Here is a 24,366-nt window from a genome sequence, read left to right on the forward strand (position 1 = left end):
AATCCGGTATAATGGACAAGAAAAGAGGTGGTCGTCGACAATGGCTAAAAACACGCTGTTGGATATCAAACGCAATCTCGACGCACATATAGGTCAGAAAATTATGTTGCGGGCTAATGGTGGCCGCCGTAAGACCATTGAGCGTACGGGTGTATTGGAAGAAACGTACCCTTCTGTTTTTATCGTTAAGCTTGATGAGGAGCAAGAAACCTTCAAGCGAGTATCTTATAGTTATGCGGATATACTTACGGAATCGGTGGAAGTCATGGTTTTTGACCCGGGCAGCCAGACGCATAGCTCCTACATGGAGACGTAAGTATCGTTTTACAGGCGATTCGCCCCACTGGGCGGGTCGCTTTTTTGTTTTTTTACTAAACCATCAATCCGTCTTCAAAGGTAAACCATACATACTCAGGAATGAGCGAGGAATGGTCGCGGCATACTATTTGGACAGGTGAAGGAACAGTTTTCTAAGCAACTGCAAGAACTGAACCTAGCCTGATGGCAAAATGTCCAAAACGTGAACGAACTCATCACATCATGAAGGATACTTTGGAGGAGGATGGTTCATGAGTCGGAGAAGAAGAAGTGTCATGTCAGAGGATCTGAAGAATGAGCTGGCAAAAGACCTGGGTTTCTATGATACGGTGCAACAGGAAGGCTGGGGCGGAATTAAAGCCAAGGATGCAGGAAACATGGTAAAACGTGCAATTCAACTTGCTGAACAGGCTGCGCGCAAATCTTAATCCGTTTCAAGCAGACTGAAAAGCGGGGAAATCCGTCAGGAATAACCCCGCTTTTTCCCCTTAGATGCGGAATACAAATGACTTGACAGCCCCATTTTGATATAATATGTTAAGTTGTCTTAGGGAAAAGGTGAGGACGGGTGAACGCCTTGAAAATTTACGAAAAAGCGCCTGCTAAAATTAATTTGATGCTGGACGTTTTACATAAAAGAAGCGATGGATTCCATGAAGTTGAAATGATCATGACCATGGTCGATCTGGCTGATCGGCTGGAAATGTCGGAGCTGCCGCGAGATACCATTTTCATCTCCAGTCAGGCGGGATATATCCCGCTGGATGAGAAGAATCTGGCTTTCCAGGCAGCCAGACTTATCAAGGAGCGCTATAACGTGCGTACCGGCGTCCATATTCATCTGGATAAAAAGATTCCAGTTGCAGCCGGACTTGCAGGGGGTAGCAGTGATGCAGCAGCAGCTCTGCGTGGATTAAACCGTCTGTGGCGGCTGAATATACCGGATCACGAACTTCAGGAGCTTGGAGCTGAACTCGGTTCGGATGTCCCATTCTGTATCACAGGAGGGACTGCACTCGCTACAGGACGTGGTGAGAAATTGACTCCCATACCTAATCCGCCGCAATGCTGGGTGATTCTGGCCAAGCCTCCGATCAACGTCTCTACAGCCGATGTGTACGGACGGTTCCGTAGTGACAAGATCGTTCGTCATCCGAGTGCGGCCAAAATGGAGCAGGCTATTCGTAACCAATCATTTACGGAAGTATGTGACCAGATGGGCAATGTACTTGAAGATGTAACATTGAAGCTGTATCCGGAAGTTCAGCATCTGAAGGATGCTATGATTCGACTGGGAGCAGACGGCGTGTTAATGTCCGGTAGCGGCCCAACGGTATTCGGTCTAGTCTCCAAAGAATCCAAGGTTGCCCGGATATACAATGGTCTGCGCGGCTTCTGCAAAGAAGTCTACGCTGTACGTATGTTGACTTAAAATTCGCTTTTATAATGTACAAACACGTATAAAGGTGGTATATTTTTAAATAATTATTCGGATTTAGATGTTTCCGTGATCGTGAGGATGGATCTCTGTGAAGAAGTTAAAACGAAGCGCAAGGCTGGTTGAAATGACGCAATACTTATTGTCCAGACCGCATACGGTTATACCGTTGACCACATTTGCCGAACGCTATGGAGCCGCGAAGTCTTCGATTAGTGAAGATTTGGCGATTATCAAGGAAGTGTTCGAAGAAGGTGGGTCAGGAGAACTGCATACACTGGCTGGAGCAGCCGGGGGAGTAAGATGGATTCCGAAGGTGTCTCGAGAACTGGCACTGGCATTCGCGGAGCGACTGTCGACCCAGCTCGCGCAGCCTGATCGGATCTTGCCTGGAGAATACCTGTACATGTCCGATTTACTTGGACAACCCGCATTGATGAATGAAGCCGGCAAGATCTTTGCAACGGCCTTTGGCAATATGAATATTGATGTGGTTATGACGGTAGAAACCAAGGGAATCCCACTGGCTTATGCGACCGGAGCCCAGCTCAACCTGCCTGTCGTGCTCGTACGCAGGGACCATCAGGCTACAGAAGGATCGGCCGTAAGTATCAATTATGTATCCGGGTCCCATAAAAGTCTGCATACCATGTCCCTGTCCCGCAGGGCGATGCGTGAGCATTCCAGAGTACTCATTGTGGATGACTTCATGAAGGCCGGGGGTACGGTGCAAGGAATGATCGATCTTTTGGCCGAGTTTAATGCTACGGTAGCCGGGGTAGGAGTACTGGTGGAATCTGGTTCTGTAGATTCAGAGGAACGCCTGCTAACGGATTACGTCTCTCTGGCGAAGCTGACAGCGGTTGATGCCAAGAGCAGACACATTTCCGTCAAGCCTGGTAACTATTTCGACCTGTAGAAAGATGACGAATTTTGTGTCGGTAAAGGTTCTTTTCCATCGACCTGGCACTAACGTTGTCGAATTGTGTATTAAATAAAAAAATTCCTGAAATTAGGAAATTTTTGTGGTTATAAAAAGAAGGAGTTCGTATAGGCTGTGTGGAATTATACACCAAGTTCTGATGGAAAAAGGTGGTGAACACACACATGCAAATTACGGATGTCAGACTCCGCCGTGTCAACTCGGAGGGGAGAATGAAGGCTATCGCATCCATTACCATCGATAACGAATTCGTCGTTCATGACATTCGTGTCATTGATGGTAACAACGGAATGTTTGTTGCTATGCCGAGCAAGCGTACTCCGGACGGAGAGTTCCGTGATATCGCCCACCCGATCTCTTCCGGTACTCGTGAGAAGATTCAGGCAGCAGTTTTGACTGAATACGATCGCGCAGCAACTGAGGAAGAAGTCATTGAAGAAGGTGCCTGAGAACATTATTGGGGTTCGAAGGAAAAGAGAGCCATGTCTTATGGCTCTCTTTTCTTTTTGACCGGAATAAGATATATTCAGTATTGAGTTTATTAGCAGAGAACAAAAAGCGCATCGTGCGCTTGGTGGCAGGGCGGCATCTTAGGAATCATTGGGATTCGGTTAAGCTCGCAGGTACACGGCGTATACATATAGGTCACGATTCGTTGGTGTCCGCGTTGTTACGTGTGATTACAGAGACAGCAGGCGATGAACAGGACCGGCTTGAAGCCGGCTGAACGATACTCATTGGATATAGATCAGTAATGCATTTCAATGGGATTTTCAGAACAGGAGGTCGTTAATTTTGAAACGAATGGCAATCGTTCTTGCCGCAGGGCAAGGGAAACGAATGAAATCAAAATTGTACAAAGTACTGCATCCCGTATGCGGCAAACCTATGGTTGGACACGTGCTGGATGCAGCACTCAGCGCAGGCATTGAACGCAGTGTGGTTGTAGTCGGTCATGGTGCCGAAGCGGTGCAGTCATTTTTGGGTTCCAGAGCGGAGTATGCACTTCAGGCGGAACAACTGGGTACAGGTCATGCTGTGAAGCAGGTTAAATCCTTGCTTGGCGGTGAAACTGGCTCTACGATTGTGGTCTGTGGAGATACACCACTTGTGACCAGTGAGACGTTGGAAGGTCTGATGAAGCTGCATGAGAGCAGCGGAGCAGCAGCTACAGTTCTTACGGCTCAGTTGGACAATCCCAAAGGCTATGGCCGCGTCATTCGCGGAGAAGATGGGTCTGTACAACGGATTGTGGAACAAAAGGATTGCACAGAGCAGGAAGATGCTGTGAATGAGATTAACACGGGCACATACTGTTTTGATAATGCAAAATTGTTCGCAGCCCTGGAAAAAGTGACGAACCAGAACGCGCAGGGAGAGTACTATCTCACAGACGTGGTTGGCATTTTCCGCAATGATGGAGAAGTGGTTGAAGCTTACATGTCAGATGATATCGCAGAATCCATCGGGGTTAACGATCGACTCGCACTTTCGCAAGCCGAAGCCTTCATGCGTGAACGTCTTGCTGTACGCCATATGTTGAACGGTGTTACGATCATTGATCCGTCATCGACATATATCGGAGCGGATGTTACGATTGGAGCAGATACGGTACTGTATCCGGGGACGATCCTCAAAGGCACAACTTCCATTGGTGAAGCATGCCATATTGGTCCTCAGGCAGATGTGGAAGACAGTGTTATTCAGGACGGAGTTACGATCAAACATTCGGTGTTGTCCAATGCCGAAGTTGGTTCTGATGCAACGGTAGGTCCATTTGCTAATTTGCGTCCAGGGACTAAACTGGGTCGCAACGTAAAAATTGGTGACTTTGTTGAAGTGAAAAATGCTACAATTGACGAAGGTTCCAAAGTATCTCATCTCAGCTATATTGGGGATGCCAAAGTAGGGAAAAACGTAAATGTTGGATGTGGGGCAATAACTGTCAATTATGATGGTTATAATAAAGCTGTGACAACGATTGAAGATGATGCTTTTGTAGGCAGCAACGTCAATCTGATTGCACCGATTACGGTAGGAAAAGGCGCTTATGTGGTTGCTGGCTCCACCGTTACCCATTCCGTTCCCGAGAATGATCTGGCCATTGCTCGTCCACGTCAGGAGAATAAACCTGGTTATGCGGAGAAGATTCGCGGACGTGCCAAAGCCAAGAAACAAAATGCCAAACCCCAATAAGGGGTTTTGATAACAAGATTGCCTCCCGAAGACCGGGAGGTGCCGACATGTCGCAGACGCTTATTGATTCCAATGAACCAGCACGGAGGGTTTTTATTTTATGACTTATTTTGATTCGAAATTAAAAATATTTACTTGCAATTCTAACCCCAAGCTCGCCCATCAAATTGCTGATTATATCGGGATTCCTATGGGTGAATCTCACACAACCAGCTTCAGCGATGGCGAGATTCAAGTGAAACTCTCCGAGAGTGTTCGGGGTTGTCACGTCTACATCGTGCAGTCCACTTGCTTGCCGGTTAATGACAACCTGATGGAAATGCTCGTTATGATTGATGCACTTAAACGGGCATCTGCCAAGACGATTAACGTCGTTATTCCTTACTATGGCTATGCAAGACAGGATCGCAAGGCACGTTCGCGTGACCCAATTACTGCGAAACTGGTTGCCAACCTGATCGAAAAAGCGGGTGCAACCCGTGTTATCGCGATGGACTTGCATGCAATGCAGATTCAGGGATTCTTCGACATTCCGGTCGACCATTTGCTCGGCGTGCCGATTCTGGCTCAATATTTCCGGTCGAAACAGATCGAAAATCCAGTTGTTGTGTCACCTGACCACGGTGGCGTAGTCCGCGCACGTAAACTGGCTGATTTCCTGAATGCACCTCTTGCGATTATCGACAAACGTCGTCCTGAGCCGAATGTGAGCGAAGTGATGAACATTATCGGTAACATCGAGGGTAAAACAGCCATTCTGATCGATGACATTATTGACACGGCGGGAACGATTGTACTGGGAGCGAATGCTCTGATGGAAGGCGGCGTGAAAGAAGTATACGCGTGCTGTACTCACCCGGTATTGTCGGGACCTGCGATGGAACGTTTGGAGAATGCACCATTGAAGGAAGTCATCGTAACGGATACGATTCCAATTACGCATGCGAATCCGACAAGCAAACTCAAAGTGTTGTCTGTAGCGCCTTTGCTCGGAGAAGCAATTATCCGGGTTCATGAGGAATTGTCAATCAGCAAGCTGTTTGAAATTGAATAAGGATGTCTGCATAAAGTAGTAGAGGGGTTACGTTTTCCGGTTCAATGGAAAATGTAACCCCTGTCGGCGTGCCGTTTTATTAAAAGTGAAACAGACGCTGGTCAGTTAATACCCGGGGCGGGAGATAAATCGGAAACGACGCCGATGAAAAAGCGTGTCGGCAATCTCGACGAATTGGTTATCGAAACGAGTGATGAGACCAATCTCAATATGGGTGTCGCGGTCGTATACCTGTACAGGTACGTGATATTCGAGATGATAGATAAAATCGCTATGTTGAGTCAGTTGTCCGTTGTCTTCGCGCAAAACCCGCTCACCTTCCTGGGTTGATAAAATAATAACTGTGAATACTACAGTAAATTCGGATCTTTACTTTCCTGATATTATATGAAATATAACATTCGAAGTCTATGCCTCACCTCAGGCTAATCCGAAGGAGGGAACAAGATGAAGTGGATTGTCGGACTTGGAAATCCAGGCTCGAATTATGCCAAAACCCGTCATAATATCGGTTTTATGGCTCTGGATCGGTTGGCTGATCGTTATAGTATCTCCATTACTCAGAGTAAATGTAAGGCGCTGATTGGAGAAGGCAACATTGGCGGTGTGAAAACAGTACTGATCAAACCCATGACCTTTATGAATTTATCTGGTGAATCGGTTCGAGCGTATATGGACTTTTATAAAGTTAGTCTTGAAGATCTGATTGTTGTGTACGACGACATGGATACAGAGATTGGCAAAGTCAGATTGCGTTACCAAGGCAGTGCAGGTGGACATAATGGGATCAAATCCATTATTCAGCATACCGGTACACAGCAGTTTAACCGGGTACGCATGGGAATATCCCGGCCTGAACCAGGACATGCCATTGTCGATTATGTACTGTCGACATTTATGAAGAAAGAAAAAGAAGCCCTTGATCAGACCATTGAGCAAACATGTGATGCCCTGGAGCATAGCTTGACTCATACGTTCGAACAAACAATGGCGAAGTTTAACGGTTAATTCTGTAAGACATACTGGTAAAATGATCAAAAAAGACGGGTTCGATTCAGCCATACTGGACATACTGGACGTATAAACCATGTTCAGGAGGCATAAACATGTCAGTGAATTACGTATGTCGGCATTGCCGTACCTTTATTGGACGAATCGATTCTGCCCGGATAACGGAAGTAGAACTCGGCTTTCATTTCTTGACCCCCGACGAGCGGAGGGATATAATAGCGTATAATTCCGGTGGTGACATTACCGTTCGGATTACATGTGATTACTGTAAGGAAGCCCTGGAGCACAATCCAGAGCTTAGTCTGCTCGCGAGTCCGCTTCAGTAGACATCGCCTGTAACAGGATCGAATGACAGTTGAGGGCGGTTGCGTAATAACGCTCCACCTTTTATAGCCTTGGCAGCCTGCTGAGGCTTCTTTTCAGTTGGAATGAAAGCCAGCGCTATCTCCAAATCAGGCTCAGCCACATCAACAGATGTGGCAATGTTGCGAGTAATCCTTTATGATGAAACAGGACAAAAAGGAATTTGTATCCATTTTAATAGTGATGCTACGCGTATGCGTGAGATAATCAAGTAAGTTATAAGAGAGGTGCCCCTTTTGTTACAAGCACTTATACAGGCTTTTTCCAAAGATCCGGACTTCGGGTCCATTACAGCCGGAATCAAGTCCGGCATGAAAGAGCAATTGGTTTCCGGTTTGTCCGGATCGGCGCGTCAGATTATGCTGGCTGCTCTGCATCAGGAAATGAACCGACCATTGCTCGTAGTAACACATAATATGTTTGCTGCTCAAAAAATTGCAGAAGATTTACAGGAAGCGCTTTCACCTGATCAGGTGTTAATCTATCCTGCCAACGAACTTGTCGCTGCTGAAGCTGCTGTTTCCAGTCCGGAAACATTGGGTCAGCGTATTGATGTGTTGGTCCGCTGCGCCCAGGGATTCAGGGGCGTTGTTGTTATTCCCTTTTCCGGCGTAAGACGTTATGTCCCGCTTCCAGAAGTGATGGCCAATGCTCGAATTTTGATTAAACAGGGCAGCACACTTCAACTGGATTCCTTCCTGCTGGAGATGGTAAAGCTCGGATATGAGCGTGTGGAGCGCGTAGAATCGCGTGGGGAGATGAGTGTACGCGGAGGTATCATCGACTTCTATCCAGTTACTTCATCGATCGCGTATCGGGTGGAGTTATTTGATGATGAGATCGACTCCATTCGGACGTTTGACCCCGCGGATCAGCGTTCAATTGAACGGATTGAAGAAATTACGGTTCTGCCATGCAAGGAGTTAATCGCAGACCGTGAACGGATGGAAAAAGCTGCGGATGCAGCTGCTCTTTTGCTCGAGCAACAGCTGGAGAAAATGACCGACCGGCAGGCGAAGCTGCGTCTTCGTGAAGAAATTCACCGGGAGATCGAGCTTTTGCGGGAACACGTGTATTTCTCCGAAATGTACAAATATATTTCTCCGCTCTATCCGGAGAACAAAACGATCTACGACTATATGCCAGAAGATACCCTGCTGGTTCTTGATGAGCCTGCCAGACTATCGGAGACATCGAAACAGCTCGACCGTGATGAATCGGAGTGGAATCTGCATTTGATGCAAAACGGAAAAACACTTCCGGACCTTCCATTATCCGCAGACGGTGATGAACTGTTGTATGAGCGTCCATTCCAGACGCTGTTTATGTCGATCTTTTTGCGTCAGGTTCCACACACCCAACCACAAAACATTCTGAACTTCATCAGTCGTGGCATGCAGGATTTCCATGGACAGATGAACGTACTGAAGGCAGAGATGGAGCGTTGGCAGAAGGCCGGAGTTCAAGTGCTCATGCTGGCGAACGGTGAGGAACGATTAGATCGGATGCGCCGCGTTCTGATGGACTATGATATTCCGGAGCCGGAGATGCTGATCGGTAACTTGCAGACCGGATTTGAAATGCCGTCCATTCATTTGGCTGTTGTGACTGAGGGTGAGATGTTCTCGCAAAAACAGCGTAAAGTACGCAAACCGATTCGGAATGTAGACAATGCGGAACGGATCAAATCTTATAGTGAGCTAAAAGTGGGCGATTATGTCGTTCACCAGAACCACGGGATTGGTAAGTACCTCGGGATCGGCACCCTAGAGGTTGGCGGTATTCATAAGGACTACATGCATATTCTCTATGCGGGTGGAGACAAACTGTCTGTACCTATTGAACAGATCGATCTGATTCAGAAATACGTTGGTTCGGAAGAGAAAGAACCTAAAATATACAAGCTGGGCGGTAATGAGTGGACACGGGTTAAAAATAAAGTCCGCACATCCGTACAGGATATTGCCGATGATCTGATCAAGCTGTATGCAGAGCGTCAGACGTCCAAAGGGTTTGGATTCGACAAGGATTCTGCGGAACAGCAGGAGTTTGAGGACATGTTCCCTTACGATGAAACACGTGATCAGGTGCGTGCGATCGAAGAAATCAAGAAGGATATGGAACAAAACCGTCCAATGGACCGTTTATTGTGTGGGGATGTTGGTTACGGCAAAACCGAGGTGGCTATTCGTGCTGCGTTCAAAGCAGCAATTGAAGGCAAACAGGTGGCTGTACTCGTTCCGACAACGATTTTGGCACAGCAACATTTTGAAACGTTCCGTGAGCGGTTCTCCGGGTATCCTTTCAACATTCATGTGCTTAGCCGTTTCCGCTCGCGTAAAGAGCAGAATGAAACAGCCAAAGGCATCAAGGCAGGCACAGTGGATATTGTCATCGGGACGCATCGACTGCTGTCGCAGGATCTGGTGTTCAAGGACCTGGGACTGCTCATTGTCGATGAAGAACAGCGCTTTGGAGTAACTCATAAGGAAAAACTGAAGAAGCTGAAAACCAATGTGGACGTGCTGACGCTGACGGCAACGCCGATTCCGCGTACGCTTCATATGTCCATGCTGGGTGTGCGAGATCTGTCCGTTATCGAGACTCCACCAGAGAATCGTTTCCCGGTGCAGACTTATGTGGTTGAACACAGTCAGGCGCTTGTCCGTGAAGCGATTGAGCGTGAGCTTGCCCGTGGTGGTCAGGTGTATTACCTCTATAACCGTGTTCAAGGAATTCAGGAGATGGCAGCCGAAATTTCTGAACTTGTGCCCGAAGCCAAGGTTGGTGTGGGTCATGGTCAGATGTCGGAAACTGAGCTGGAGAAGACGATTCTGGACTTCCTGGATGGTGAATATGACGTGCTTGTGAGCACAAGTATCATTGAGACGGGTGTAGATATTCCGAACGTAAACACACTGATCGTACATGATGCGGATAAAATGGGGCTCTCCCAGCTGTATCAGCTGCGCGGGCGGGTGGGTCGTTCCAACCGTATTGCGTATGCCTATTTTACGTACCAACGGGATAAAGTGCTTACTGAAGTTGCCGAAAAACGTCTGCAATCGATCAAAGAATTCACCGAACTGGGCTCGGGATTCAAAATCGCCATGCGTGACTTGTCGATTCGTGGGGCGGGAAATCTGCTAGGAGCAGAGCAGCATGGCTTCATCGCTTCCGTCGGATTCGATCTGTACTCCCAGATGCTTGCGGAGGAGATCAACAAACGCAAAGTTACGATGCTTGGTGAGGAGCCGGTACCTTCCGACCAGTGGAACACAACCCTGGATCTCAGTATTGATGCTTACTTGCCGTCCGATTATATCTATGACAGTATTCAGAAGATTGAGATCTACAAAAAAGTGGCGGTTATTGCATCCTTCGACGATGCGATGGAGTTGGAAGACGAATTGGTAGACCGGTTCGGTGATCTTCCAGAGGCCGTCATTAACTTGCTGGCTGTTGCACGGATGAAGGTATACGGCAAAATCTACGGTATTGAATCCATTTCCCAACGTGGTGAGGACATTACCGTGAAGTTCTATGAAGGGCGCGAACAGGCCTTTGAACTCTCGAAAATCGCGCACATTGGAAATCAGTTCGAAAGACGTGTACAATTTGAACAAGGACCCCATATGCTGATTCACGCTAAAGGCAAGGGGCTTGGGGATAAGCAACTGATGGAGCTGGTAGAGAAAATTCTGGAGTCCATGAAGACTGCTTTTAAATCAAAGGGGGAACTAAAAGATGTTACCAAAGTATAAAAAAGTAGGAAAAGTACTGTCTGTGAGCATGGTCGCAGTACTATCCTTATCATTGCTTGCTGCTTGCGGCAAGAAGGAAGAAGCGAAAGCACCGGAATCGACAGATACAAGTGCTGTAGTCGCTACGTATGATGGTGGTACCATTACAGCCAATGAATTCGACATGGAACAACGCGTTATGAAGTTCCTTTATCCGGAATATGCACAAATGATGGATATGGACGATTTCAAGGAGTACCTGGTGAAACAGGAAGTTGCTTATGAATATCTGAGCGGCAAAGCAAGTGAAGAAGCGAAAACAGCGGGTGCCAAAACAGCAACCGAGCAATTCGATAAAATGAAAGCTTCTGTTCAGGCAGATCAATGGACTGAGATGCTGAAAGCTCAGAACCTGACTGACCAGAACATTAAAGATTATATGACTCGCATCATGACGGTAATCAAAGACAAGGAAACTGGCGTTACGGAAGATGCAATCAAGGCTGAGTTTGAGAAAAACAAAGATCAGTTCACAACGGCTTCTGTTCGTCACGTGCTGATTAACTTCACAGATCCAAAAACGCAAAAAGAACGTAAAAAAGAAGATGCACTGAAAATTGCAAAAGAAGTAAAAACCAAATTGGATGGCGGAGCTGATTTTGCTGAAATTGCAAAAGAATATTCCGAAGATCCAGGTTCTGCTGAAAAAGGTGGACTGTATGAAGAAACACCTGTAGGTAGCTGGGTAGAGGCGTTTAAAGAAGCTGCAAAAACATTGCCACTGAACAAAATCAGTGATCCGGTTGAAACGGAGTACGGTTACCACATCATGAAAGTGGAAGCTCGTACAGAAGCTGACTTCACGAAATTGACGGCTGAGCAAAAAGAAAGTCTGAAGAGCCAATTGGCAGCTGCTGAGATCGATACGTTCATGCAAAATGAATTGGACAAAATCGTAAAAGAAGTAAACCTGCCAAAAACAGAAAAAGCTGAAGAAGGTACGACTGAAGGCACAACAGGTACAGGAACTGAGGGAGAGCAAACAACCGAACCAAAAACGGATGACTCCACAGGTACAGATACCAAGACTGACCAAGGTACGACTGGAACAGATAAAGATGCAACGACAGACGAAGGTACAAGCAGTAAGTAATATGACTGTGTTAGCATACGTTCAGGGTTAAATCCGCCCGAATGAATGCCTTGTACAATAGTAAATATGGACAACCATACAGAGAAGCAAGGGGAGGACTTAGGACCTCCTTCTTGCTTCTTCTTGTATATGTTCAAGCCGTATGGGTATATGGTCGCCTTCTTCGAAAGTTACACAACTATATTCTCCAATGTATGTATAAGGAAATGGGAACAGATGAATACTATGGTCAAGATATCACACTAAACGTTCTGGGACTTTCCTCTACCCATTAAGGAACAGTAGTTGAAAAATCTTCTCGAGAAAGTGGGGCAACATGTGAAATGAAAGCTACTGGTATTGTCCGCCGTATAGATGACCTTGGTCGTGTGGTCATTCCAAAAGAAATCCGCCGTACGTTACGTATTCGTGAAGGTGATCCATTGGAAATTTTCGTGGATCGTGATGGAGAAGTTATCCTTAAAAAATATTCGCCAATTGGCGAGCTTGGTGATTTTGCCAAAGAATATGCAGAATCCCTGTACGAGAGTACAGGACATGTAACCATGATCTCTGACCGGGATACCATTATCACGGTGGCAGGGGGCTCCAAGAAAGAGTATTTGGACAAGCAGGTAGGTCAACTGTTGGAGGGCTGTATGGAAAACAGAAAGACCATTTTGGAAACTAACAACGGTTCTTATGAGCTTAGCAAAGATCATGACGAGACGTTATCTTCTTTTGTTATTGCGCCGATTATCTCGGGTGGTGACCCCATCGGAACGGTTATCCTTTTCAATAAGGATGAATCGGTGAAGATGTCTCAGATGGAAGTGAAGATGTCTGAGACGGCTGCTGGTTTCCTTGGCAAGCAAATGGAACAATAGACAGCAGATCAACTCCTGGTGCCCTGATTTGGGCATACGGGAGTTTTTGCATTTTAAGGGACAAGAAGTTGATTCGGATGATTGTCATGGGGGGGGGTTAGTCTGTGTGCCTTCAGGCAGGTATAATAGCAAGGTATGCTTAATTGAACGCAGGGACATACGCAGGAGGGAATTATGAAACAGCCGTCTACAGGCTCAAGGCTGCTACAGGGTGCATTTGTACTTGGGCTTGCCGCCATTATCTCTAAAATCATTGGTGCTTTTCAGAAGATTCCGCTGCAGAATCTGGGGGGAGACGGTGTATTTGGCATTTACAATACGGTGTATCCGTTATATATGCTCATTATCACGCTTGCTGCTGCAGGACTGCCGCTGGCCGTATCCAAATTCGTAGCAGAGCAGAATGCACTGGGAAGACCAGACGAGAGCAGAAGAATTATTCGACTATCTTCCGTGCTGCTCGGGGGAATTGGAATTATAATGGCGCTCTTGATGTATGCAGGTGCGCCGCTGATCGCTGACATGATTGGCAACCGCCATGTCGTTCCATCGATTCGTGCAGCTTCATGGGCGTTGTTGTTTGTACCGGTGATGACAGGGCTGCGTGGATATTTTCAGGGATTACAGCAGATGGTCCCAACAGCGGTATCACAAGTGGTGGAGCAGACGATACGTGTCACCGTCATGATTGTTTTGCTTCTCTGGTTGATGAGGCGGGATGCTTCGCTTGAAACTATCGCTGCTGGCGCCATGATGGGCTCCGTTGCCGGCGGAATGGTTGGGTTACTAGTCATGTTAGGGTACATGGTCCGACATCGGCGGAAAGACAGGGAAGTGGTCACCGAACAATTGAATTCGGAATGGAGCAGTAAAGGCGGAGAGGCTGGAACAGACGGGCATGAGCATCAGAAGCATAGGCTGGTTACGCCGCAGAAGAAAACGGTGAGTGCTCTTAATCCCGCTCTGGGAGAACGGTCACGATCCAACGGGAAATGGATCAGGACGCTGCTCATGTATGCCATTCCTGTTTGTCTTGGGTCGCTGGCCGTGCCACTGATGAATCTGGTGGATACCTTCACCGTGCCCCGGTTGCTGCGGGGAGAAGGACTGGACGAGCTCCAGTCGATGGTTTCCTTCGGCATCTACAACCGTGGATTGCCGCTGGTTCAACTGGTGACGATGCTGGCTACGTCACTGTCTGTGCTGTTTATTCCGGCGATGGCGGAAGCCCGGTTAAAGGGCGGGCCAGAAGCCGTCCGGCAGCAAGCAGGCCTCGCGCTGCGCTGGTTCTGGTTGATCGGCCTGGCGGCATCCGCAGGTCTCGCGGTGCTGGCGGAGCCGATTAACCGCATGCTGTACGGAGATGCCGCAGGCACCGAAGCACTGCGGTACATGGCGCTGACGGCTGCGGGCAGCACCGTCAGCATTATTGCAGCGGCGCTGCTGCAAGGCCTCGGCGCCGTGCGCGCACCCGCGTTCAGCATGCTGGCCGCCGCAGGCGTCAAGGCGCTGCTGAACGTCATGCTTGTGCCAGCGCTGGGCATCAGCGGCGCGGCTCTGGCAGGCGCAGTCGCCTACATGCTGGCGGCTGGCCTGAATGTGGCGCTGCTGGCGCGACTTGTCGCCCTGCGCCCTGCCCCTGGCGCCGTCCTGGCGAAGCCGGCGCTGGTGATCGCCGCCATGAGTCTGGCGGCGGTAGGCACGGCCTGGGCCGCCGAAGCCGTGCTCGGCGGCATGGGTATCGCGGCCGACCGCAGGCTGGCCGCGATGGGCGTGAGCCTGCTGGGCATTGCTGCCGGCTCGGCCGTGTTCTTGCTGGCGGCGGCCCGGACAGGGCTACTGACCGCCGCGGAGCTGGCGGCCGTGCCCAAGTTGGGGCCTCGCCTTGCCAAGCTGCTGCGCAGACTGCGTGTGCTGCGCTAGCTTCATGCTCACGGTGCTTCTGCATCCAGCACCCGGAATATGAAATTATAGGATATCGAATGATTCTGGTATAATACGTGTAATTAGTCCTGTTCAGACACGATGATTGTGAGCCTGGACAGGATAGTCCGGATGGAGGTTTACGTAATGAGTGCAGCTTTAACCGTAGTGGGTCTAGGATCTGGAGATGCAGACCAACTGACCGTAGGTATTATCAAAAAAATGAAACATGCGGCTACGCTGTATGTACGCACCCTAGATCATCCTGTATTGAATGATCTGAAGCAAGAGGGACTGGAGATGACCTCATTTGATGCCATCTATGAAGCGAAGTCCTCCTTCCCCGAAGTGTATGATGAGATCGCAAACCAACTGATAGAGGCCGCTCGCAAGGGTGAGGCTGGAACCGAGATTGTGTATGCTGTACCGGGTCATCCCATGGTGGCAGAAGCAAGTGTACGTCTGCTTAAAGAACGTTGCCCACAGATGGGTATTTCACTGCGTGTCATGGGTGGAGAGAGCTTCCTGGACGAAGCCTTTATACGGCTTGGATTCGACCCGATCGAAGGCTTTCAACTCCTGGATGCCAGCAGCCTGAATACGGAACTGGTACAACCACAGCTACATACGTTGATCGGACAAGTCTACGATGTGTTCACTGCTTCGGATGTGAAGCTATGCCTGATGGAGGTTTACCCGGACGATTATCCCGTATTTGTGGGTCATGCACTGGGTGTACAGGGTCAGGAAGTTATTCACAAGATTCCGCTACACGAACTGGACCGAATCGAAGGGTACGGCAATCTGTCACTGATCTATGTACCAAAGAACACCGATGATGCCTTGCGTCGTCGATCCTTTGCACGTTTGCATGAGATTGTGAACATTCTTCGCAGTCCAGGTGGCTGTCCATGGGACCAGGAGCAGACGCATCAGTCCATTCGTAAAAACCTGATTGAAGAGACCTATGAAGTTATTGAGACGATTGATGAGGATGACCCCGACCATATGAAAGAAGAGCTGGGTGATCTGCTGCTGCAGATTTTATTGCATTCCCAGATGGAAGAAGAAGTTGGTACCTTCAATGTGTATGATGTCATCGAAGGTTTGAACGATAAGCTGATTTTCCGTCATCCACATGTTTTTGGCGATAATAAGGCAGAAGACGCGAATGAAGCTCTTCAGAACTGGGAACAGATGAAGGTAGAGGAGAAGAAGCGCAAGGGCAAGGATCAGGAGAACGTTTCCGTGCTGGATGGCATACCGCGTGACTTGCCTGCATTGATGAAGGGATATAAGCTACAGAAGAAAGCAGCCAAGGTGGGCTTTGACTGGGATGATGTTGAAGGTGTGTTTGCCAAGATCGAGGAAGAACTGGCGGAGTTGAAAGAAGCGGTGCAACAAGGCCAGTCTGCGGAAGAACGGAAGCTCGAACTGGGTGATTTATTATTCGCAGCCGCGAATGTTGCAAGATTCATCGATACGGACCCGGAAGAGGCGCTCGCTGCGACCAACCGCAAGTTCGTTGGGCGGTTCCAGTACATCGAAGAGCGTCTGCGCGAACAGGGAAGAACACCAGCAGATAGCAATGTAGAAGAGATGGAGCAATTCTGGCAGGCTGCGAAGAAGGCAGGATTATAACGAGTTCAATTTTCTGGGAAATACCGATAAACCTTATTCCATCATGCTATGCAGTGTGTTATGATATACGAACATGTGTTCATCTGTGTAAACTGGAGTTGGTGTTTAGCGACGGGTGGTTTCGGGTACTGGTCTTAGACTGTCCCCTGCGGACCATCGACAAAAAGCTAAAAAAGTCGCGGACCAAGGCAGGATTTCAGATGCCAAGCCAGAATACATGTGTAGTAACCTAACGCGAAACCAGCGGCAATCACCTATTGCTCAGGCTCGCAGATACTTTTTTTTCAATTTGGGAGGCTTTTAAAAATGAACAAAACAGATCTGATTAACAACATTTCAACCAAAAGTGGTTTGACTAAAAAAGACGTTGAGTCCGTATTGAACGGCTTTTTGGGAGAAATTACAGATGCACTTGCCAGCGGAGACAAAGTACAATTGATCGGCTTTGGCACTTTTGAGACCCGCAAACGTTCCGGTCGTACCGGACGTAACCCACAAACAGGGAATGAAATTGTGATTCCTGAGTCCACTGTTCCTGCATTCAAAGCAGGCAACAAACTTAAAGAAGCCGTAAAATAATGCGTCTTGATAAATTCCTGAAGGTCTCCCGGTTAATCAAACGCCGTACTGTGGCCAAGGACGTCTCTGAACAGGGACGTGTTCTGGTGAACGGACGTGAAGCGAAGCCCAGCGCCGCTGTTAAAGTGGGCGATGAGCTGACGGTTCAGTTCGGTCAGAAACTGGTCACGGTGAAGGTGGAACGAATTGCCGAGAGCACGAAGAAGGATGAGGCGAGTAGCCTCTATACCTTGGTTAAGGAAGAGCCGATCGCCAAGGATAACGGGATGAACTGGTAACAGTACACCTGATATGATTGAATATTCATTCAATGCAAGTTGAATCGAAACGTCCTCCTGTAACCGGGAAGGGCGTTTTTTGTTTTATTAGATGCAGGGTTATTTGTTCAACAACGCTGGTTCTATTCCAACCTCCTCATCCATAAGCTAGGTGTAAGAAGGAGGGGTACATGCCATGGTTGAGCACGGTAAGGCCAAACAGCATCATCTGAGCATGCAGAATCGGAAACTGCTGGATCTGACAGGTGTCTCCAATGTGGAGAGCTTCGACAGTGAGGAATTTTTGCTGCAGACTGAACTTGGGCATCTGACCATCCGAGGGCACAATTTACATATCAAAAACCTGAGCCTGGAGGAAGGCCTGTTATCCATTGAAGGTACAGTCAGTTCGCTCCAATATCTGGACCCCGGTTCCCAGTCCAAAAACAGTAAAGGCCTGTTTGGCAAGATGTTCCGATGAGTCCGGATACTCAATGGATCACACTGATGTGGATGCTTACTTCGGGGGTCGTGATGGGAATGGCCTACGACAGTTACCGGGTACTGTCCGGACAGCTGCGGTTTCCGAGATGGAGCATCCACACACTCGATCTGTTGTACTGGGTTGCTTCCGCGCTGTTCGTTTTTCGGATGCTATACGCCGGAAACCACGGACAGCTGCGGTTTTATGTCTTTTTGGGGCTGATTATAGGGGTTTGCTTCTATTTTTGGCTTTTAAGTGTTACAACCCAGCGTTTTGTGGTAATGTTAATTAAACTCGCAAGAACGCTGATTCATTGGTGTGGACATATCCTTAACATCCTGATCGTTATGCCGGCTAAGGGAATTTATAAGTTAATTCGCGTATTATTCGGTTTTGTAATTGCGATACTATTATTCCTGGGCAGGCTGGTGCTGCAATGTTTGGTACCTTTCGGCAAGTTGTTCCGCTGGATGTTTAGGCCGCTCCTGAAACATTGGGTAACGCCGCATTGGATGATCCGTGTGGGTACAAGAATTGCAGCGATGTGGAAACGCTGGTTTTAAGGAGGTCCGTAATGGGTAAAACACCTGTGGGCAGATCAAAGGCTCCAACTAACCAAGGAAAATCTGCCGGTGCACGAAGGCGCCTCATGCTTTGGATGACGTTTATGATTGTATTTGTAATATGGGCAGGATATACATTCCTTGTGCAGACTGCACAAATTTCGGACAAGAGTTCTCATCTGGCTACTCAGCAAGCTTCAAAGGAAGATACGTTGAAGAAGCTGGAACAGTTGAAGTACGAAGTCAGCCGGTTGAATGACCCCGAATACATAGGACAGCTGGCACGGAAAAAAGGATATTATCTTCCTGAGGAAACGCCGATCCAGGTTGAAGAGTCAGGGAACTGATGGAATTCGGTCCATTACCGAGCTAGGTTTGTTATCCGTGTGTCTGAAGCCGTTAAACCGGAAAAAATAGGCTCTCTGATGGGGTAGTGTTCAGTTGACCTTGGTTTACGGCATAAGGTATAATTACATTAGCGCAGCATTGATTTTGGCATTCAAAAAATCGGGTTGTATATTTTTAAGGGAGGATCATTTTATTCTATGGCAATTGAAGTGGGCACCAAGTTAGAGGGCAAGGTGACAGGAATCACGCATTTTGGAGCATTTGTGGATCTGTCAGGAGGTGTCACGGGTCTCGTTCACATCTCGGAAATCGCCGACAATTACGTCAAAGATGTCAACGACCACCTGAAGCTGAATGACCTCGTTACAGTGAAGGTTATCAACGTTGACAAGGATGGCAAGATCGGACTTTCCATTAAGCAAGCTGTTGACAAACCGGTTGAGCAACAAACACAATCCAGACCCCCGAGAGCTCCTAGACCGGAACGCAGTGGAGGAGATCGCGAACGATTCAGCGGCGGAGGCCCAAGTGGTGGCCAAGGTCGTGGTGGCGGCGGCGGTGGATTTAACCGTGGTGACCGCGGAGGCCGTTCTTTCAAGCCCGCAGCAGGCAAACCTTCATTTGAGGATAAAATGTCACGCTTCCTGAAAGATAGTGAAGAGCGGATCTCTTCGCTTAAGAAGAACACAGAAGGCAAACGCGGAGGCCGCGGAGCCAAGCGTGTGTAATCTGTCTCAACCTGATCTAAACATATAAAAAAAACCGTTAGCCCATGGGCTAACGGTTTTTTTGCGTTTACTTTCATCTTTCACAGATAAGTAGCTGAATAGCTTTTTTTGTAAGGTGAAGCTCCATATCCCCAGTTTTTCTGCACGGCAAATTGGAACCATAAGAACATTTGTCGTCTACCATTTTTTACCGACAGGTTTCCGTGGCATTCCACAGCTATCCTGCTCAAATGATGGCGAGGCCAAACTAACTCCGGTTCAAAATCAGACATTTCCCTTGTCGGAAACAAGTAGGAGAGTGAATGAAACCACAATAAGGCCGGGGGTTTCGCACCACCGCGCCAAGCTCGTTTCTTTTGTCGTAAACTTTTTGAACCCTGCCCACCTATTCTGACAAACTACGTCTTCTAATCTATCTATAATCAGAACCATCGAGAACGAAACACGAAAATTCAAATTAATCGAATGGGGTGCCTTGAGGATGATGGAAAAGTGGAATGTCATTCAATTTCCGGGAATGAAAGCAGGTAAAGGAGGTACGGAAGCTCGGGAGGAGCTGTCGGTACGTCTGAAACAATGGCTTGGCTCCCGCAAGGCTGTCCAAATGGTTGCTTCCCGCAAATGGGTACTGCTGCTTACGTTTATGGGGTTCCTGCTCGGAAAGGCCATGATCCTGAATGAGTTATCTCCCTTTGCCATTGCTTACTTCGCCGTAATTGCTTTCATGCGCAGGGATTACATCATTCCGGTAGGCACTGCACTTCTCGCAGGCAGTCTCTTTGCACCGTTTCCGGTACCACTCATTGTTGCATCGGAGATCGCCATCTTTTATCTGCTCTTCCGCGGTCTGGAGTCATATGATCGTGCTGAATTATCTTATGCACCAACGATGGTGTTTACGACTACATTTATGGTCAAGTTATTCGCGGTTGTGATTGGACCATCCTTCAGCTGGTACGCGATGCTGATGCTCACGATGGATTCCGTACTAAGTTTCGTGCTCACCCTTGTTTTTATACAAGCCATACCGATCTTCACCTACCGCAAAAAAAAGTTCAGCCTAAAGAACGAGGAGATCCTCTGCCTGATCATATTGCTCGCTTCCGTTATGACGGGAGCCGTAGGGTGGACCATTCAGTCTTTATCCGTCGAGCATATGCTCTCCCGTTACCTCATATTAATCTTTGCGCTGGTGGGCGGAGCCCCCCTTGGAGCCTCAGTTGGGGTCATTACCGGCTTGATTCTGAGTCTGGCTGACATGTCAGCGGTGTATCAGATGAGCCTGCTTGCTTTTGCCGGGATGCTGGCGGGTATGCTTCGAGAAGGCAAACGTGCGGCGGTTGCACTGGGCATGCTGCTGGGTTCGTCCATTCTATCCATATATCTGGGCGGACTGGGCGATGTGATGAACTCATTATGGGAGACGTGTGCAGCTATCGTACTATTCATGTTAACACCTAAAAGCCTGATGACGGCGATATCCAAATATGTACCGGGTACGCAGGATCATACCAAATCGCAGCATGAGTATGCCAAACGGATACGGGATATCACGGCAGAACGGGTAACCCGGTTCTCACAGGTATTCCGTCAATTGTCACGTAGCTTTGATCAGATGTCCGGTGCAGGGGAGCAGGTACAGAAAGAAGGTGGAATGGACCATTTCATGAATGCGGTTGCCGAGGGCACATGTGCAAGCTGCTTCAAGCGTACACAATGCTGGGATGCGAAGTTTATTCAAACCTACAAATATATGACGGACGTGATGAGTACGATTGAAGGAAACCCGGAGATCTCAGGCAAGCAGATTCCAGTCGACTGGAACAGGGTGTGTGCGAAACCGGAAGAGGTCCTTGAAGTCATGCGTGCCCAGTATGGACTGCATCAACATAACATGCAGTGGAAGCGTCAAATTATCGATAGCCGGCAGCTGGTTGCAGAGCAATTATCTGGTGTATCTCAGGTCATGGAGGACCTTGCCAAAGAAATTCAGCGGGAAAGTGATGAGATGGTGCAACAGGAGGAGCAGATTCGGGACGCACTGGAGTCATTGGGCTTGTCCATTCACTCCATTGAGATCATCAATCTGGAAGCGGGCAATGTAGAGATTGAGATTGTACATGCATATACACGTGGATTCGATGAGTGCAGGAAAATGATTGCTCCGCTGATCTCGGATGTGTTGGACGAGCATATTGCCGTCTTGCATGAGACCATGACCGACCCTCGTCAGGGACTGGCGACCGTTACGTTTGGTTCAGCCAAAACGTTCGAGGTAACCACCGGTGTTGCTGCTGCTGCCAAAGGGGGAGATGTGATGTCAGGCGATAGCTTCAGTACGGTTGAGTTAGGTAACGGTACATTTGCGGTGGCGCTCAGTGATGGAATGGGCAATGGAGAACGGGCGCGCATGGAGAGCAGTGCAGCTCTGAATATTCTGGAACAGTTGCTACAGTCAGGAATGGACGAGAAACTGGCAATCAAATCGGTGAACTCCGTTCTGATGTTGCGCTCACCTGAAGAGATGTATGCCACAGTTGATATGGCGCTGATTGATGAATATACGGCGGAGACCACGTTTATGAAAATCGGATCAACACCAAGCTTTATCAAACGTGGACAGGAGGTTATTCAAGTCTCAGCCAGTAATTTGCCAATCGGTATTATTAAAGATATTGAAGTGGATCTGGTGACGGTACAGCTTCAGCCGGGGGATATCCTCATTATGATGACGGATGGCATCTATGATGCACCGGGGTATGCGGTGAACAAAGAGCTATGGATGAAACGACTCATTCAAGAGATTGATACAGATGATCCGCAAGATTTGGCCGATTGCCTGCTTGAGAGTGTCATAAGATATCAGCAGCATGAAATTTTGGATGATATGACCGTCGTTGTTGGAAAAGTAGAGCATTTCCGCCCTGAATGGGCCACACTACGTGTGCCTGGCATCAACCGGATGGAGCGTCCACGGACCGTCAGTTAATTGCATATTCTTCTGTTTGAAGTCTCTTCATTCTGGCAATGCTAGTCATAGAGTTGGAGAGTAACGAATAACGGAGGGATATCGGATGAAGCAAATCTTGTTGATCACCGACGGTTGTTCCAATGTAGGACCAAGTCCGGTGCTGGCAGCGGCCGAAGCGCAGGAAGAGGGGATTACGGTTAATGTGGTTGGTGTGATTGATTATGGAACCATTGGTGAGCTGGGCAGCCGGGAGATTGAGGATATTGCCAGAGCTGGAGGTGGAATCAGCCAAATTGTAGGTACACGGCAGCTTGCCCATACCATGCAGATGATGACAAGGAAAACGGTGGTTCAGACCATTCAGCAGGCGGTTAATAGAGAGTTAACACAAATTTTGGGAGAGAAGGAGCCCAAAACGGTAACGGATCTGGAGCCTGCACAACGCGCCCGGGTCGTGGAAGTAATGGATGATATGGCTGAAACTACAGCGTTACAGGTGATATTGCTGATTGACGTCAGTGCCAGCATGAAGCCCAAACTGGCTGCGGTAGAAGAAGGCATTCGCGATTTAATGTTAAGTTTGCAGGCGCGCATGGGTCAGAGCAAGCTTTCCGTATTTCATTTTCCGGGACGACACAGTGGAGAAGATGCGGTAATGGATATTGACTGGACAACGGATCCAGGCCGGGTTCGGTCCCTGTTTGGACGTTTGCAGATGAAGGGTGCAACGCCGACAGGTCCTGCAATTCAGAAGGTGATTGATTTTTACCGTTATGGTACACTGGAGGAACAGCAGGAAATAGAAGGGAACTATCGCATTGAAAGAGAAGGGATGCTCGGTGACAACGTTGTCTGACGCCTCTTTCCCGCCAGGAACCGTGGTTACAGGGAAATGGAATCGCAGTCGTTACACGATTCGGAAGCTACTGGGCAAAGGAGCCAATGGCATCGTTTTTCTTGTCCAACGGGGTGAAAATGGCAAACACTACGCGCTTAAAATGGGATTTGACCCGGTAGATCTGCAATCGGAAGTCAATGTGCTCAAATCTTTTCAACTACAGCGTAATCATGAGGCCCTTCGGCAGAGCGGCATTCCTTCCTATCTTAAAGATGTGGATGATTATGCCGTTCGTGGCCGGGATATTCCTTTTTATGTGATGCGTTACGTTCGAGGTGAGGCTCTTCATCACTTCATTCGGCGTCAGGGGACAGACTGGACACTTCTGGTTGGACTTAGACTCTTGCAGAAGCTGGCACAATTGCATCAGGCGGGATGGGTGTTTGGTGATCTCAAGCCTCAGAATGTGCTGGTATCCGATTATGGGCAGGTGGAATTGATCGACTACGGCGGAGTTACGTCGATTGGTCGAAGCGTCAAGCAGTTCACCGAATGGTATGATCGGGGCTTCTGGAATGCAGGTAGTCGAACAGCAGATGGTACCTATGATGTATTTGCTTTTGCATTATTGTTGATTCATGTACTTGAAGCAGACGCGCTCAAGGCACTTGCAGCCGAAGGTTTGCCGCAACTGCGAAGTGTGAATCAGCTCGTAGCGCTGGTGGAGCGCAGTGAACGACTGGGTCCTTTTCGCAATTGGACGATACAAGCCTTACGAGGTCAGTTTCGTGATGCAGGCCATGCGGCACAAGGATGGAAGGAAATGATGGCACGCCCCACGCCTCTTCGTCGTCGTTCCAAAAGTACAACACCGCGCTGGCTTAAGAACGCATTTGCTGTATCTGTGATATTACTTATTGGGGTGCTCATCTATGCACTACGTTTCTGA

25 protein-coding genes are annotated in these 24,366 nt (G+C 48.3%); 24 read left to right on the top strand and 1 reads right to left on the bottom strand.

Annotation, left to right across the window (positions count from 1 at the left end; genetic code table 11):
* Positions 1 to 40 precede the first annotated feature (40 nt).
* From veg to HF638_RS26760, 8 genes are all read left to right on the top strand, one after another.
* Positions 41 to 316, top strand: coding sequence for a biofilm formation stimulator Veg (veg, locus tag HF638_RS26725; protein WP_053778931.1), 276 nt, complete (start codon positions 41 to 43; stop codon positions 314 to 316).
* Positions 317 to 569: 253 nt separating this feature from the next.
* Positions 570 to 746 (top strand): small, acid-soluble spore protein, alpha/beta type, encoded by a 177-nt coding sequence (locus HF638_RS26730; RefSeq protein WP_017691375.1) that lies wholly within the window; start codon positions 570 to 572, stop codon positions 744 to 746.
* Between the two features lie 149 nt (positions 747 to 895).
* A complete protein-coding gene (gene ispE / locus HF638_RS26735; RefSeq protein ID WP_026081373.1) occupies positions 896 to 1,750 on the top strand; it encodes a 4-(cytidine 5'-diphospho)-2-C-methyl-D-erythritol kinase in 855 nt (284 codons plus the stop codon).
* 97 nt (positions 1,751 to 1,847) lie between these two features.
* Positions 1,848 to 2,675: a pur operon repressor gene (purR, locus tag HF638_RS26740; RefSeq protein ID WP_062838094.1), complete on the top strand. Its 828-nt coding sequence runs from the start codon at positions 1,848 to 1,850 to the stop codon at positions 2,673 to 2,675.
* A gap of 188 nt (positions 2,676 to 2,863) precedes the next feature.
* Complete coding sequence (gene spoVG / locus HF638_RS26745) at positions 2,864 to 3,148, top strand: septation regulator SpoVG (protein WP_017691372.1); 285 nt, start codon at positions 2,864 to 2,866, stop codon at positions 3,146 to 3,148.
* Positions 3,149 to 3,231: 83 nt separating this feature from the next.
* Positions 3,232 to 3,426: a hypothetical protein gene (locus HF638_RS26750; protein ID WP_124118801.1), complete on the top strand. Its 195-nt coding sequence runs from the start codon at positions 3,232 to 3,234 to the stop codon at positions 3,424 to 3,426.
* 77 nt (positions 3,427 to 3,503) lie between these two features.
* Positions 3,504 to 4,895 carry a bifunctional UDP-N-acetylglucosamine diphosphorylase/glucosamine-1-phosphate N-acetyltransferase GlmU gene (glmU, locus tag HF638_RS26755; protein ID WP_211175811.1) on the top strand — a complete coding sequence of 464 codons (1,392 nt, stop codon included), beginning with the start codon at positions 3,504 to 3,506 and terminating at the stop codon, positions 4,893 to 4,895.
* A gap of 100 nt (positions 4,896 to 4,995) precedes the next feature.
* A complete protein-coding gene (locus HF638_RS26760; RefSeq protein ID WP_017691370.1) occupies positions 4,996 to 5,949 on the top strand; it encodes a ribose-phosphate diphosphokinase in 954 nt (317 codons plus the stop codon).
* Between the two features lie 105 nt (positions 5,950 to 6,054).
* Here HF638_RS26760 and HF638_RS26765 read toward each other — a convergent pair whose 3' ends face one another.
* Complete coding sequence (locus HF638_RS26765; RefSeq protein WP_024633712.1) at positions 6,055 to 6,255, bottom strand: hypothetical protein; 201 nt, start codon at positions 6,253 to 6,255, stop codon at positions 6,055 to 6,057.
* Between the two features lie 141 nt (positions 6,256 to 6,396).
* On the opposite strand from HF638_RS26765, the gene pth reads away from it, so the two are divergent.
* The 16 genes from pth (at position 6,397) to HF638_RS26845 (ending at position 24,366) form a co-directional block, all read left to right on the top strand.
* The gene (pth, locus tag HF638_RS26770; RefSeq protein ID WP_169482995.1) at positions 6,397 to 6,957 is read left to right on the top strand and encodes an aminoacyl-tRNA hydrolase; all 561 of its coding nucleotides are present in this window, start codon (positions 6,397 to 6,399) and stop codon (positions 6,955 to 6,957) included.
* A 98-nt stretch (positions 6,958 to 7,055) separates the two neighbouring features.
* Entirely contained in the window at positions 7,056 to 7,286 is a 231-nt protein-coding gene (fin, locus tag HF638_RS26775; protein ID WP_017691368.1) for an anti-sigma-F factor Fin, read from the top strand.
* A 273-nt stretch (positions 7,287 to 7,559) separates the two neighbouring features.
* Positions 7,560 to 11,087 carry a transcription-repair coupling factor gene (gene mfd / locus HF638_RS26780; protein ID WP_169482996.1) on the top strand — a complete coding sequence of 1,176 codons (3,528 nt, stop codon included), beginning with the start codon at positions 7,560 to 7,562 and terminating at the stop codon, positions 11,085 to 11,087.
* On the top strand, positions 11,071 to 12,219 hold the full coding sequence (locus HF638_RS26785; protein WP_062838089.1) for a peptidylprolyl isomerase: 1,149 nt from the start codon (positions 11,071 to 11,073) through the stop codon (positions 12,217 to 12,219). The genes mfd and HF638_RS26785 overlap by 17 nt, the downstream gene beginning before the upstream one ends.
* Positions 12,220 to 12,542: 323 nt before the next feature.
* On the top strand, positions 12,543 to 13,085 hold the full coding sequence (gene spoVT / locus HF638_RS26790; protein ID WP_036606123.1) for a stage V sporulation protein T: 543 nt from the start codon (positions 12,543 to 12,545) through the stop codon (positions 13,083 to 13,085).
* Positions 13,086 to 13,259: 174 nt separating this feature from the next.
* A complete protein-coding gene (locus HF638_RS26795) occupies positions 13,260 to 15,008 on the top strand; it encodes a putative polysaccharide biosynthesis protein (protein WP_169482997.1) in 1,749 nt (582 codons plus the stop codon).
* A gap of 147 nt (positions 15,009 to 15,155) precedes the next feature.
* Entirely contained in the window at positions 15,156 to 16,649 is a 1,494-nt protein-coding gene (gene yabN / locus HF638_RS26800; RefSeq protein WP_169482998.1) for a bifunctional methyltransferase/pyrophosphohydrolase YabN, read from the top strand.
* A 306-nt stretch (positions 16,650 to 16,955) separates the two neighbouring features.
* The gene (locus HF638_RS26805; protein WP_017691362.1) at positions 16,956 to 17,228 is read left to right on the top strand and encodes an HU family DNA-binding protein; all 273 of its coding nucleotides are present in this window, start codon (positions 16,956 to 16,958) and stop codon (positions 17,226 to 17,228) included.
* Complete coding sequence (locus HF638_RS26810) at positions 17,228 to 17,506, top strand: RNA-binding S4 domain-containing protein (protein WP_036606120.1); 279 nt, start codon at positions 17,228 to 17,230, stop codon at positions 17,504 to 17,506. Before HF638_RS26805 ends, HF638_RS26810 begins: the two co-directional genes overlap by 1 nt.
* A 175-nt stretch (positions 17,507 to 17,681) precedes the next feature.
* Positions 17,682 to 17,966 (top strand): sporulation protein YabP, encoded by a 285-nt coding sequence (gene yabP, locus HF638_RS26815; RefSeq protein WP_056697424.1) that lies wholly within the window; start codon positions 17,682 to 17,684, stop codon positions 17,964 to 17,966.
* Positions 17,963 to 18,532, top strand: a complete 570-nt coding sequence (yabQ, locus tag HF638_RS26820; protein ID WP_169482999.1) for a spore cortex biosynthesis protein YabQ — start codon at positions 17,963 to 17,965, stop codon at positions 18,530 to 18,532. The genes yabP and yabQ overlap by 4 nt, the downstream gene beginning before the upstream one ends.
* A gap of 11 nt (positions 18,533 to 18,543) precedes the next feature.
* Positions 18,544 to 18,879: an FtsB family cell division protein gene (locus HF638_RS26825; protein ID WP_169483000.1), complete on the top strand. Its 336-nt coding sequence runs from the start codon at positions 18,544 to 18,546 to the stop codon at positions 18,877 to 18,879.
* A gap of 198 nt (positions 18,880 to 19,077) precedes the next feature.
* Positions 19,078 to 19,608 (top strand): S1 domain-containing RNA-binding protein, encoded by a 531-nt coding sequence (locus HF638_RS26830; protein WP_017691357.1) that lies wholly within the window; start codon positions 19,078 to 19,080, stop codon positions 19,606 to 19,608.
* A 481-nt stretch (positions 19,609 to 20,089) separates the two neighbouring features.
* Entirely contained in the window at positions 20,090 to 22,597 is a 2,508-nt protein-coding gene (spoIIE, locus tag HF638_RS26835) for a stage II sporulation protein E (RefSeq protein WP_211175808.1), read from the top strand.
* A gap of 85 nt (positions 22,598 to 22,682) precedes the next feature.
* Positions 22,683 to 23,435: a VWA domain-containing protein gene (locus HF638_RS26840; RefSeq protein WP_169483001.1), complete on the top strand. Its 753-nt coding sequence runs from the start codon at positions 22,683 to 22,685 to the stop codon at positions 23,433 to 23,435.
* Positions 23,419 to 24,366 carry a serine/threonine protein kinase gene (locus tag HF638_RS26845; RefSeq protein WP_169483002.1) on the top strand — a complete coding sequence of 316 codons (948 nt, stop codon included), beginning with the start codon at positions 23,419 to 23,421 and terminating at the stop codon, positions 24,364 to 24,366. Before HF638_RS26840 ends, HF638_RS26845 begins: the two co-directional genes overlap by 17 nt.

Origin of the sequence: Paenibacillus sp. SZ31 (assembly GCF_012912005.1) — a bacterium.
Classification (GTDB): Bacteria; Bacillota; Bacilli; order Paenibacillales; family Paenibacillaceae; genus Paenibacillus.

What these genes read in the sequence shown, in the direction of transcription:
- veg (WP_053778931.1), top strand. Translation starts at nt 41, where the DNA reads ATGGCTAAAAACACGCTGTTGGATATCAAACGCAATCTCGACGCACAT.
- HF638_RS26730 (WP_017691375.1), top strand. Translation starts at nt 570, where the DNA reads ATGAGTCGGAGAAGAAGAAGTGTCATGTCAGAGGATCTGAAGAATGAG.
- spoVG (WP_017691372.1), top strand. Translation starts at nt 2,864, where the DNA reads ATGCAAATTACGGATGTCAGACTCCGCCGTGTCAACTCGGAGGGGAGA.
- glmU (WP_211175811.1), top strand. Translation starts at nt 3,504, where the DNA reads ATGGCAATCGTTCTTGCCGCAGGGCAAGGGAAACGAATGAAATCAAAA.
- HF638_RS26760 (WP_017691370.1), top strand. Translation starts at nt 4,996, where the DNA reads ATGACTTATTTTGATTCGAAATTAAAAATATTTACTTGCAATTCTAAC.
- pth (WP_169482995.1), top strand. Translation starts at nt 6,397, where the DNA reads ATGAAGTGGATTGTCGGACTTGGAAATCCAGGCTCGAATTATGCCAAA.
- fin (WP_017691368.1), top strand. Translation starts at nt 7,056, where the DNA reads ATGTCAGTGAATTACGTATGTCGGCATTGCCGTACCTTTATTGGACGA.
- HF638_RS26785 (WP_062838089.1), top strand. Translation starts at nt 11,071, where the DNA reads ATGTTACCAAAGTATAAAAAAGTAGGAAAAGTACTGTCTGTGAGCATG.
- spoVT (WP_036606123.1), top strand. Translation starts at nt 12,543, where the DNA reads ATGAAAGCTACTGGTATTGTCCGCCGTATAGATGACCTTGGTCGTGTG.
- HF638_RS26795 (WP_169482997.1), top strand. Translation starts at nt 13,260, where the DNA reads ATGAAACAGCCGTCTACAGGCTCAAGGCTGCTACAGGGTGCATTTGTA.
- yabN (WP_169482998.1), top strand. Translation starts at nt 15,156, where the DNA reads ATGAGTGCAGCTTTAACCGTAGTGGGTCTAGGATCTGGAGATGCAGAC.
- HF638_RS26805 (WP_017691362.1), top strand. Translation starts at nt 16,956, where the DNA reads ATGAACAAAACAGATCTGATTAACAACATTTCAACCAAAAGTGGTTTG.
- HF638_RS26810 (WP_036606120.1), top strand. Translation starts at nt 17,228, where the DNA reads ATGCGTCTTGATAAATTCCTGAAGGTCTCCCGGTTAATCAAACGCCGT.
- yabP (WP_056697424.1), top strand. Translation starts at nt 17,682, where the DNA reads ATGGTTGAGCACGGTAAGGCCAAACAGCATCATCTGAGCATGCAGAAT.
- yabQ (WP_169482999.1), top strand. Translation starts at nt 17,963, where the DNA reads ATGAGTCCGGATACTCAATGGATCACACTGATGTGGATGCTTACTTCG.
- HF638_RS26825 (WP_169483000.1), top strand. Translation starts at nt 18,544, where the DNA reads ATGGGTAAAACACCTGTGGGCAGATCAAAGGCTCCAACTAACCAAGGA.
- HF638_RS26830 (WP_017691357.1), top strand. Translation starts at nt 19,078, where the DNA reads ATGGCAATTGAAGTGGGCACCAAGTTAGAGGGCAAGGTGACAGGAATC.
- spoIIE (WP_211175808.1), top strand. Translation starts at nt 20,090, where the DNA reads ATGATGGAAAAGTGGAATGTCATTCAATTTCCGGGAATGAAAGCAGGT.
- HF638_RS26840 (WP_169483001.1), top strand. Translation starts at nt 22,683, where the DNA reads ATGAAGCAAATCTTGTTGATCACCGACGGTTGTTCCAATGTAGGACCA.